Origin of the sequence: Streptomyces sp. NPDC006691 (genome assembly GCF_042869955.1) — a bacterium.
Lineage (GTDB): Bacteria > Actinomycetota > Actinomycetes > Streptomycetales > Streptomycetaceae > Streptomyces.
On sequence record NZ_JBIAGW010000005.1, the window covers coordinates 484,046 to 494,513 of the forward strand.

A 10,468-nucleotide genomic window follows, 5' to 3' on the forward strand; every position below is an offset into this window, starting at 1 on the left:
CCCCCGGCCTTAGTTGAGCGGTCCGCCGGCCACGTACATGACCTGCCCGGAGACGAAGCCCGCGGCGTCGCCGGTGAAGAAGGCGATGGCGTTGGCGATGTCCTCGGGGTGCCCGACGCGCTGGACCGGGATCTGGGTGGCGGCCGCGGCCTGGAAGTCCTCGAAGCCCATGCCGACGCGGGCGGCGGTCTGGGCGGTCATCTCGGTGACGATGAAGCCGGGGGCGACCGCGTTGGCGGTGACGCCGAACTTGCCGAGCTCCTTGGCGAGGGTCTTGGTGAAGCCCTGGAGGCCGGCCTTGACGGCGGAGTAGTTGGCCTGCCCGCGGTTGCCGAGCGCGGAGGACGAGGAGAGCGAGACGATACGGCCCCACTTGGCGTCCACCATGTGCTTCTGGCAGGCCTTGGCCATCAGGAACGCGCCCTTGAGGTGCACGTTCATGACCGTGTCCCAGTCCGACTCGCTCATCTTGAAGAGGAGGTTGTCGCGCAGCACGCCGGCGTTGTTGACGAGGATGGTCGGCGCGCCGAGCTCGGCGGCCACCCGCTCCACGGCCGCCTCCACCTGGGCGCTGTCGGAGACGTCGCAGCCGACGGCGACGGCCCGGCCGCCCGCCGCGGTGATCTTGTCGACGGTGTCCTTGCAGGCCGCCTCGTCGAGATCGAGTACGGCGACGGCCCGGCCCTCGGCCGCAAGCCGGACGGCGGTCGCGGCGCCAATGCCCCGCGCCGCCCCGGTCACGATGGCGACACGCTGCTCGGTGGTGGACATGCTGTTCTCCTCGCCCTGGGATCCGCGGCCCTCAGTCACTGAGCAACCGCTTAGTAGCTTCAGCAGACGTGACGCTAGAAGCCCTGGCACCCGGTGTCAACGGCCCACGGATCCCCCGGCGCATGTCACACCCCCGCCGGGGCTGGTTCAGCGCACCAGCAGGTCCAGCAACCGCTCGGCCTCGGCCCGCGGATCGGCGGTCAGGCCGGTGTGCACCGGACCGGGCTGGACGACCGTGGAACGCGGCGCGATCAGCCAGCGGAAGCGCCGCCCCGCGTCGTCACCCGCCGCCTGACCGGCCGCCTCGCCACCGCCGCAGACGCCCTCCACGGCGCGCAGCGCGGCCCGTACGCCCACGACGTCCGCATCCGGGTCCAGGGCCTTCAGCTTCGTCTCGTCCAGATGGGTGCGCGCCGCGACGAAGGAGTGGGCGCGGCAATAGACCAGCACTCCGGCGTTGAAACACTCGCCGCGCTCGACGCGTGGCACCACGCGCAGCAGCGCGTACTCGAAGACATCGCGCTTGCTCAACGGTCGGCGTCCTTCTTGCTCTGCTTGGTCGGGTGCGGCCAGGGCTTGATCTGGTCGGTCAGCCAGCCGGGGGGCCGCGAGGGCTTGGTGGCCGCGGGAGCGTCGAGGACGATCCGCTCGTGGATCGTGGCGGCGCGGGCGAGCAGCGGCTCGGCATAGGCGCGGCGCAGCTCGTCGGTCGTCCCGAAACCGGGCTCGTCGACCAGCCACTCGTCGGGGACGAGGGCGGTGACCTCGGTCAGGAGTTCCTCGGTGATCAGCGGCGCGAGCTCGGCGGCAGCGGCGGCGATGTCCGGCCCGAAGGGCGCGAGCGCGTGGTCGGAGGCGTTGTAGGGCTTGGCGGCGGAGGCCGCGGCGCCGGGCCAGTTGTGGTGCCAGATCATGGTGGCGCCGTGGTCGATGAGCCACAGGTCGCCGTGCCAGACCAGCATGTTGGGGTTGCGCCACGACCGGTCGACGTTGTTGATCAGCGCGTCGAACCAGACCACCCGGCCGGCCTCGGCCGCGCCCACCTCATAGGCGAGCGGGTCGAAGCCGAGCGAACCCGGCAGGTAGTCCATGCCCAGGTTGAGGCCGCCGCTCGCCTTGAGGAGCTCCTGCACCTCCTGGTCGGGCTCGGACAGGCCGATGACCGGGTCGAGCTGGATGGTGACCAGCTCCGGAACGCGCAGCCGGAGCCTGCGGGCGAGCTCGCCGCAGATGACCTCCGCGACGAGCGTCTTGCGGCCCTGGCCGGCCCCGGTGAACTTCATGACATACGTCCCGAGATCGTCGGCCTCGACGATGCCGGGGAGCGACCCGCCCTCACGCAGGGGTGTCACATAACGGGTCGCAACGACCTCACTCAACATTTTCCCGGGCCATCCGTCTCTTCAGCCTCGCAAACCAACGACCCGCTTCAGAGCGGGGCAACAGCGGGAATCGCCGTCCAACGGTCCTGGGGAAAATCTGGGGAATTTCCACCGGTCATCCGGCCCTTCCCGCGCCCCGAGCAGACCGTCGATGGCAGTACGCCCCTTGCTCCCTGCCTCGGATCGGGCATGAAGCAAGCATAGTAACCGAGGGTGATCGCCAGGGAAGGGTGTCCGAGCCACCATGCCAAGGTCACGACGGACCCTCCGGCCTTCCAGTTCGCCGCGACAGCGTTACCGAAGCGCGGAGGGAGCCCGCACCCCGGACCGACCACGACAGCTGTCCGATTGCGCGGGTCGATGACGTCGTGGACTCGCAGCGCTCTCTCCAACGGCCAAGCCTCGCGCCGCCCCTGCGGCGCCTTGGGCCACCGCACGGACTTCGCGTGCATGGGGTTATCGGCGAGCCGCCCGTCATCGACGGCCGCCTCCAGGATGGAAGAGACACACCACGTTGAATCCCGTGATCCGTATCTAGCCGGTGGTAGGAGCCTGCGGCGACGGCGGCCGACCGCATCCCAGCTGCTCCCTCAGCACCGCTTCCACGTCGGCGACGACCCCTTCGACCGAGCCGGGGTCGGCCTTCCAGCAGTCGCTGACGATGTGCACCGCCTCGCCGGGCAGCGGCGTACGGACCCGGGGCCCGACGACGTCGGGGTCGTACCCTGGGCGCCACACGTGCCACGCGCCGTCGTGCGGCGGGCTGTTCCAGTCCTGCGAGAGCGCGGACAGCGGGGCCTTCAGGTGGGGCACGTCATGCATCCGCGCGACGAGGCGGTGGGCGTAGTCGGCCATGGCGCCGGGCCGCTCGCGCAGGGCGTCCCACGTCCTGGTGGCGGAACCGCTCGGGTACGCGGCGAGCAGCAGCGCGGGGCCGTCGCCGCGGGCGGGGCCCGGCAGCGGGCAGGTGCCGCCGTACCAGAGCTGCCGCAGCGGCAGGTCGGTGGTGGCGCGGCCGCGCGTCATGCCGAGCCCCTCCCACCAGGCCGTCCGGTACAGCAGGAAGACTTTCCGGGCGGGCACGGCCTCGACCGCGGCCAGGTCGGCGCGCAGCCGGGGCGTGAAGGGCAGCCCCTCCTGGTCGAGCCGGAGCAGCGGGCCCTGCGGCAGGGCGAGGACGACGGTGCGCGCGTGGATGTGGACGTGTTCCCCGGTGGCGCGGCCTTCGGGGTCCTCCAGGGCGAAGGTCAGCCGGTAGCCGACGGGGCCCGTGTGTGTGGTGTCGTCCGGTGCCGCCCGACTCCGCTGCCCGGGGGTCGCGCGGTCGACGCGCAGGAGCCGGTGCCCGGTGCGGAGGGTGCCGCCCGCCGCCGTGAACCGGTCGCACAGGGCCAGCGGCAGGCTCTGCATGCCGCGGCGCAGCGTGACGTATTCGGCGTGCGGCGGGGTGCGGAAGAGAATGCCGAGTTGTTCGGCGGCGTTCTCGCCGCTGTCGACGATGTCGTACCCACCCGTGCCATGAAGGAGGGCGACAGCCTCGGCACCGAGCACCGCCCGCAGGGCTTCGGGGTACGTAACCTGCGCCAACGGGCGCCCGCCGACGGCCACTTGGGAGATGCGCCCGCGACATTCCGACACGCACCGCGCGGCCCGGCGCGCGTCCCCCTGCTCCAGCGCCTCGTGGTGGGCCCGGCGCAGCTCGCCGAAGCCGGGCACGAGCGTGTTCGCCGCACGCAGGACCAGGTCTCCGGGGCTCAGGTCGCGCTCGCCGTCCGCCAGGTCGTACGGAAGTCTCGCGGCGTCGGTCAAGTGGCGTTGACGCAGGCTCCTTCCGCGTACGTGGACGGGGTTCTCAGGCCGTCCGAAGTCGAAGGGCACGAGGTCGGAGGCGAGGCCGGCCTCCTGGACGACGCCTAGCACCTGGCGAAGGCCGCGGTGCAGGCGCATCGCCCCCAGGTCGGCATGGAGGCCCTCCCCCATCGGCACCGACCACAATCGGCCGCCCACCCGGTGCGTGCGCTCGAATAGAGCCACCCGCTCGGGGCGCAATTCCCCCGCGCGTTCTCTGTGGCGTGCCAGGCGATACGCCAGCAGGCAGCCGCCGATTCCGGCGCCGACTATCGCGATATCGAGCCACGAAACGGCCGGAAACGGCCGGTGAGTTCGCGCGTTCGCCTGCGTATCCGTGTTTGCCGCAGCATGGTTTACCCCACTCTCCTGTTGATCTACAGTCGCGTTCACGTACATGTCTTAGCACGCCGGAGAGAAACTCATGATCTTCCGCAAAGATGTCGTCGCCGAAACCTCGGACGCATATGGCACGTTGTCCGCCTACTTCCAGGACGTACGGTCGTTCTTCGAAGTCCTCAGCGTGCGTTTCAGCCTGCCGGAGTACGGGGTGCGACTGCGCCCCATAGCCGGGAACGAACTGTTCTCGAATGCCAACAGCTACCTGTTGTCCGACGACAGCTCCTACCCGTACTACCTGTGGCTGCCGAGCTGGCTCGGCCGCTTCTACATCGACGCCGACCGGATCCCCGAGGAGTGGCGGGCCGACGACGTACGCACTGCGGACGCCCGTCACATCGCCTTCGTCTGGCCGTGGCTCGGCTTCAACGACGCCTACGTCAAGGACGCCGGGGAGCCCGAGTGCTGGTTCGGTGTGGCTGACCCGCAGCCGGAGGACCCGGGTGAGACGGTGCGCACCACCGCGCAGAGCCTGTTCAACCACTTCCGCCTGGAGCGCACCCAGGACGGCGAGCGCCACGGCTGGATGACCGGCCATTTCACGCCCAACTCGGCGGTCGGCTGCAACCTTTCGGGGCGCTGGCACCTGCGCCGGGTGCCGCTGTCCGCGCTCACCAACTACTACGAGGTCGAGAAGAACGTCATCCAGCCCCTCGGGGAGAAGTTCAGCGAGCTCGCGGACGCTCGGCTGTGCGTTCGTGAACCGCTCCGGGTCATGGCCACGTGTGAAGCGCCAGTGCGATAGGGGTTATTGAGGGGTCCCCTGGGGCTATCCGAACCCCGCGCGGCCGCAGAACAATCTCACACGTCAGAGGCGCCAAGCCGAGAGGTGACCCATGCGAGGAATCGACAACAGCATCTCCGCCATCACATTGGACTCCGTCCACCTCGAAGGCGGTCCGAGCACGCTTTCCGGGACTGTCGTCCTCGCCGAGCTCAACGAAGTGATCTGCTCCGAGGAGAAGATCAAGATTCGGCTCGGAAACGGTTATGAGCACTACGAGTTCATCGACGCTCCGGTCCACTTCAATTCGACCGCCCGTGCCGAGGAATCCGGCGTGTCAGGCCCGCTGAAGCTGCGCTGGGTCGGCCGCACGAAAATCGCCGAATAAGAGCAACAGGCGAGAGTCCGGCTTCGAACATCCCCCCCACACGCAAGAATTTCCCCCACAAGGTTCGTGCCCCACCGCGAGAGGCGGTGGGGCACGAACCTTGTGGAGGTCGGGGCAGTTGGTCAGTCCCGTCGGCCGCCCTGGGCGTACGAATCGCCGCCCCGGGCCGGAACCGGCTGCTGGTGGTGGGGCCCGCCGTGCGGAGGCACGCCCTGCCGCGGTTGCTCCGGCCTGATGCGGCGCGGCCACCAAGCGGCCCGCCCGAGCAGAGCGGTGAGCGCGGGCGTGAAGAACATCGCCATCACGAACGCGCCGATGACGATGCCGAAGGCGACCGCGAACCCGATCTGGGCGAGCGAGACATCGCTGGCGAGCATCATCGACGCGAACGAACCCGCGAGGATCACACCGGCCGCGGCCACCGTCGGGCCCGCGTGCTGGATGCTCTTGGCGGTGGCCTCACGCGCGCCAAGCCCTTCCTTCGCCTCTTCCCGCAGGCGCGCCACCATCAGGATGTTGTAGTCGGTGCCGATGGCGACGACGAACAAATACATGATGACGGGCAGGAAGAACGTCAGGCCCGACTGGTCCTCGACCTGCTGGAAGAGGAGCACGCTGGCGCCGAGCGTGGCACCGAAGCCGAGCGCGACCGACACCATCAGATAGATCGGCGCGACGATGCTGCGCAGCAGCAGGCCGAGGATGAGCATGATGAGCGCCGCCGCCGTCGGGAAGACCACCGAGAAGTCCCGGTTGATGGCCTTGTTGATGTCGACGAACACCGACGTGATGCCGCCCACCTTCGTCTCGGTGCCCGGCGGTGCCGCCTCGTGGGCCGCGGTGCGCAGCGGTCCTCGTACCAGATCCATCGCCTCGCGGCCGTTGGGGTCCATCGTCAGAACGGCGTTGAACTCGGCGGTCGTGCCGTCCTTGCTGAGCTGGGTGCGCGAGGCGCTGCCCACGCCCTTGACCTGCTCAAGGTGGGTGACGAAGGACTTCATGTCCGCGTCGCGGAGCTTCGCGCCGTTGGTGGAGCGCATCAGGACGGTGCTCGGATTGGTGCTGCCCGCCGGCAGGTCCTTGGTCATGGCGTGCAGCGCGACCTGGGACTCCTTCTTGGAGTTCTCGTCCTCCTGGCTCGCGAACGTCGGCTTGTAGCCGAACGAGCCAAGGGCGAGCACGATCATGAGCAGCCCGGAGCCGATGACGAACAGGCCGGGGCGGCGGGCCACGGACTTGCCCACGGCCTCGAAGCGGGCCGCGCGCGGCTCACGCTGCCACGACTTGGACGGCCAGAACACCTTGGTGCCCATCAGCGAGATGATCGCCGGGATCAGGGTGAGACTGGCGAGCAGGGTCACTCCGATGGCGATGGCCAGGGCCGGGCCCATGGAGACGAGGAAGCTGAGCGAGGAGAGCAGCAGCGCCAGGAAGCAGACGATGACGGCTCCGGCGGCCGAGGCGATGGCCTCGCCGACCCGGCCGACGGCGGAGATCATCGCGTTCTTCGGGTCCTCACCGAGCCGCAGTCGCTCCCGGTAGCGGAACATCAGGAACAGGATGTAGTCGGTGCCGACGCCGAAGAGCACCACGATCAGCAGGGACGACACCGAACTGTCGGCCTTGAGGTGGAACTCCTTGGCGGCGATCGCGATCAGTCCGTTGGCGATCTGGGAGACGAGCGTGATGCCGACAATGGTGAGGACGGTGATCGTGGGGCTGCGAAAGATGATCGTCATCAGGAGGATGATGAGGACGATGGTGCCGATGAAGATCAGCCCGTCGGCCTTCTTGGAGGCTTCCTCGTTGTCGAGCTGACTGGCGGCGTCACCCGTGACGCCCACCTTCAGACCCGAGCCGGCGACCAGAGGCTTGAGGTCGTCCCGCATGTCCTTGACCGCGTGCTGCTGGCCCTTGTCGCCCGCCTTCACGTCGGTCATCGACACCATGACCGTCTGCACCGTCCTGTGCGGTGACGGCGGCGCGGTGATGACCTCCTCGACCTTCTCGTACTTCTTGGCCTGAAGGGCCTTGCCGACCTTCGTGATCTCGGCCGAGTCGGCCTTGTCCAGGGCCTTGCCGTCTTCGCGCATGAACACCACGATCGCCGAGGGGCTGAAGCCCTTCGGGAACGCCTTCTCCTGGATCTTCTGCGCCTGGATCGACTCGTAGTGCTTGGGAAGGAACTCTGCCTGATCGGTTGTGGTGGCCAGGGAGGGGGCGTAGCCGATCACGGCCGCCCCGGCGATGAGCCAGCCGATGATCACCAGCCAGCGGTGTCCGACGACGAAACGTCCTAGTGCTTTGAACACGGTTCCTTCCTCCACTCCGGAACACACCGGAGTACTTGGTCTTTCAAGGGACTTGTGGTTCGGGCTTGGTCTTGTGATGCGAGGCATCGGGTGGTGCTAGTGGTGCTGCTCGGTCGACGTGCCACAGAACGGGGCGAGGAGGCCCGGCAGCGTCGCCTCCGCGAAGCCGAGTCCCTCGGCGACGCCGATGTCGCGGATCCGGACGGAGCCCTTGCCCGCGGCGGTGGTGGCGGTCAGCGTGCACAGCCCGGCGCGGCGCTGTGTGTACGACTGCCTACCGGTCCAGCCGACGATCCGCTCGCGCCTGAGCGCCACCGTGCGACGGACGAAGGTGCCCTGTCGTACGACGAGGTAGTCCCCGTGCAGCGCGTGGCCGAGGCCGCGGTAGGCGTCCCGGGCGAGCGGGGCGCCGCAGGCCGCGGTGAGCAGGACGGCCGCGGCGACGGTCCACCAGGGCAGCAGACCGCTGCCCGCGCCCGCCCCGGCGAGGGCGGCCGCCCCTGCCGGGGCCAGCAGGCATCCGCGCACCAGACGGCGGCGCAGGGCGGGCCGGGGGTGGCCCCGCAGCGCTGCCTGGGTGATCGGCGAGGACGTCAGGTCGAGGACGTCCGCCGTGATCCGGTGCGCGGAGTCGAGTGGCGCGGCAGGCATCAGCTGCGCCGGGTTGGAGAAGCGGGCGCTGTGCCCGCCGAGCCCCGTGGCGAGGAGGTTGAGGCGAGCCGCGGAGAGCAGGCGCAGCGGCAACGGCTGGGTCAGCTCCACCCCGCAGATCCGCCGCTCGGCCACGGACACCGACCGGGACGTGAGCAGCCCGCGGACCAGGTGAAGGGAGCCTTCCGGTTCACGTTCGAGCCGGTAGCCGTACCATGCCTCGGCGAAGCCCACCAAGGAGCCCGCGACGCCGACGGCGAGCAGCACCACCGCCACGGCGGCGATGGCCAGGGCGAGCGGCACGGAGGACAGCCAGTCCCAGACGTTCCGCGCGGTGCCGCTGTCGGTGATGTCGAGGCCGAGGGTGTCGAGGAGCTTGGAGCCACCGGTGACCACGGCCAGGACCCCGGCCACGGTGGTGACGGTCAGCGGCGCGTACCGGGCCCAGGACCAGCGCATCCGCGCGAGCGGAACGGGCAGCTCCGGGCTCGCGGCGGTGCCGTCGGGGTTCGTCGTGCCGCTCCGGTCCAGGAGCAGCGCCCGGAACTGGAGCGCCTGCTCGCGCGAGATCCCGTCGAGCACCAGCTCGTCGTCCTCGCTGCGGGCGGTGTGCTGACCGGTGCCGACCTTGACGGCCGCGAGCCCGAAAAGGCGGTGCACGGGGTTCGCGGTCAGGTCGGCGCTGCGGACGCGGTCGCGGGGAATCGACTTGTCGGTACGGAAGAACAGCCCGGAGTGCAGCTCGACCTTTCTGTCGGTGATCCGGAAGCGGGTGGTCCGGTAGCGCACCCACTCGTGTCCGGCCTGGACACCGGCCACCACGATGTAGGAGCCGAGGACGATCAGGCCGTGAGAGTTGAGCAGGTCACGGGCCACGAGCATGGCGCCGAGCAGCGGCACCGCCGGGCCCACGAGCCAGCTCACGCTGACCACGATCATGCGGGGGTGGAGCCGCTGCCACGACTGTCCAGCGGGCAGCCGCGGCTCGTCGGGTGTCTCGGGTGCGTCGAGCACCGGCGTACGCGTGCTCACGTGCCGTCCTCGTGCAGGGCCCGGACACGCTCGGTGAGGTCCTGCACCAGGGCGGTCGCGAGATCCTTGTCCAGGCCGACGATGGTGACCGGCCCCGCCGCCGAAGCGGTCGTCACGGTCACCGCGGACAGGCCGAAGAGCTGCATCAGCGGGCCGCGCTCGGTGTCCAGGGTCTGGATGCGCGTGAACGGCACGACGCGCCATTCACGGACGAGCCAGCCCGACGTGGCGCACACGGCCTCGGTGCTCACCTCCCACCGGTGGATGCGGTAGCGGTACCAGGGCGTCAGTAGCGCGTACCCCGCCCCCAGCGGGCACAGCACCGCGAACACGGGCCACAGCCAGGCGGGGGCGTGCGGCAGCAGCGCCAGGGCCGCCAGTCCGGCGAGGACCGGCACGACGATCAGGAGGTTCTGCGTCAGCCACCAGTGGACGGCGCGGCGGTCCGGACGGCGTCCGGGCCGCGGCGCACAGAGCGGGCGCGGGGCGACGCCGCCGGGCACCGCCTGCTCCGACCCGTCCCGTGCGGACTGCCGCATCTGCTCTGGCACTGCTCCTCCGACCCCTTGGCTGTTCCGTTCCTGAACAGCCAAACAAGCCGGACGGTGAAGCAGGCAGAGCGGTTCGTGTGGAGTGGAAGCGACCAAGGTTGCAACTTCGGCGGCGCGCTACCCACTTTCGTACCCTCCGCTGTTTCGTAGGGATCAGGTCTGCTTCCGCAGCGTATGGGTGACAGTAGGGTGACCGCGTGATAGAGCCGATTCGATGGTTGGGCCGCAGCGCCGTTCAGGACACCATCCTCGTCACCACACTCGTCGCACTCAACGTCTTCATCGCTTTCGGGGGCGGCTTCCCGCGTGAAGAGGATCCGCGGTTTGGGCCGTGGGTGGGGTTGGGGTTGCAGGTTTTTGTGGTGGTGGTGTTGGCGGTGCGGCGGGTGTGGCCGTTGGTGGTGTTGGGT

General features: G+C 69.6%; 9 protein-coding genes and 1 pseudogene. 3 read left to right on the top strand and 7 right to left on the bottom strand.

All coding sequences use genetic code 11. The features are described from left to right. Positions 1–9: 9 nt before the first annotated feature. The 4 genes from fabG to ACFYNP_RS15510 all read right to left on the bottom strand — a co-directional run bounded on the left by fabG (position 10) and on the right by ACFYNP_RS15510 (position 4,400). Complete coding sequence (gene fabG / locus ACFYNP_RS15495) at positions 10–771, bottom strand: 3-oxoacyl-ACP reductase FabG (protein WP_385017222.1); 762 nt, start codon at positions 769–771, stop codon at positions 10–12. Between the two features lie 147 nt (positions 772–918). Then, complete coding sequence (locus ACFYNP_RS15500; protein WP_100572792.1) at positions 919–1,302, bottom strand: DUF3037 domain-containing protein; 384 nt, start codon at positions 1,300–1,302, stop codon at positions 919–921. Next, positions 1,299–2,153 (bottom strand): HipA family kinase, encoded by an 855-nt coding sequence (locus tag ACFYNP_RS15505; RefSeq protein WP_385017220.1) that lies wholly within the window; start codon positions 2,151–2,153, stop codon positions 1,299–1,301. The genes ACFYNP_RS15500 and ACFYNP_RS15505 overlap by 4 nt, the downstream gene beginning before the upstream one ends. Positions 2,154–2,687: 534 nt before the next feature. Continuing rightward, positions 2,688–4,400, bottom strand: coding sequence for a flavin monoamine oxidase family protein (locus ACFYNP_RS15510; RefSeq protein WP_388785779.1), 1,713 nt, complete (start codon positions 4,398–4,400; stop codon positions 2,688–2,690). 25 nt (positions 4,401–4,425) lie between these two features. Here ACFYNP_RS15510 and ACFYNP_RS15515 point away from each other — a divergent pair, with 25 nt between their 5' ends. Continuing rightward, positions 4,426–5,145, top strand: a complete 720-nt coding sequence (locus ACFYNP_RS15515) for a hypothetical protein (protein WP_385017215.1) — start codon at positions 4,426–4,428, stop codon at positions 5,143–5,145. Positions 5,146–5,236: 91 nt separating this feature from the next. Further along, positions 5,237–5,512, top strand: a complete 276-nt coding sequence (locus tag ACFYNP_RS15520) for a DUF5988 family protein (protein WP_388412998.1) — start codon at positions 5,237–5,239, stop codon at positions 5,510–5,512. Between the two features lie 122 nt (positions 5,513–5,634). On the opposite strand, the gene ACFYNP_RS15525 is transcribed toward ACFYNP_RS15520, so the two are convergent. The 3 genes from ACFYNP_RS15525 to ACFYNP_RS15535 all read right to left on the bottom strand — a co-directional run bounded on the left by ACFYNP_RS15525 (position 5,635) and on the right by ACFYNP_RS15535 (position 10,046). Further along, complete coding sequence (locus ACFYNP_RS15525; protein ID WP_388785780.1) at positions 5,635–7,824, bottom strand: MMPL family transporter; 2,190 nt, start codon at positions 7,822–7,824, stop codon at positions 5,635–5,637. A gap of 96 nt (positions 7,825–7,920) precedes the next feature. Next, positions 7,921–9,507: a PH domain-containing protein gene (locus ACFYNP_RS15530; RefSeq protein ID WP_388785782.1), complete on the bottom strand. Its 1,587-nt coding sequence runs from the start codon at positions 9,505–9,507 to the stop codon at positions 7,921–7,923. Then, positions 9,504–10,046 (bottom strand): PH domain-containing protein, encoded by a 543-nt coding sequence (locus ACFYNP_RS15535; RefSeq protein ID WP_388412992.1) that lies wholly within the window; start codon positions 10,044–10,046, stop codon positions 9,504–9,506. Before ACFYNP_RS15535 ends, ACFYNP_RS15530 begins: the two co-directional genes overlap by 4 nt. A 209-nt stretch (positions 10,047–10,255) precedes the next feature. Between ACFYNP_RS15535 and ACFYNP_RS15540 the strand changes: the two are divergent. Next, a pseudogene (locus ACFYNP_RS15540) lies at positions 10,256–10,468 on the top strand (hypothetical protein); the annotation flags it as partial.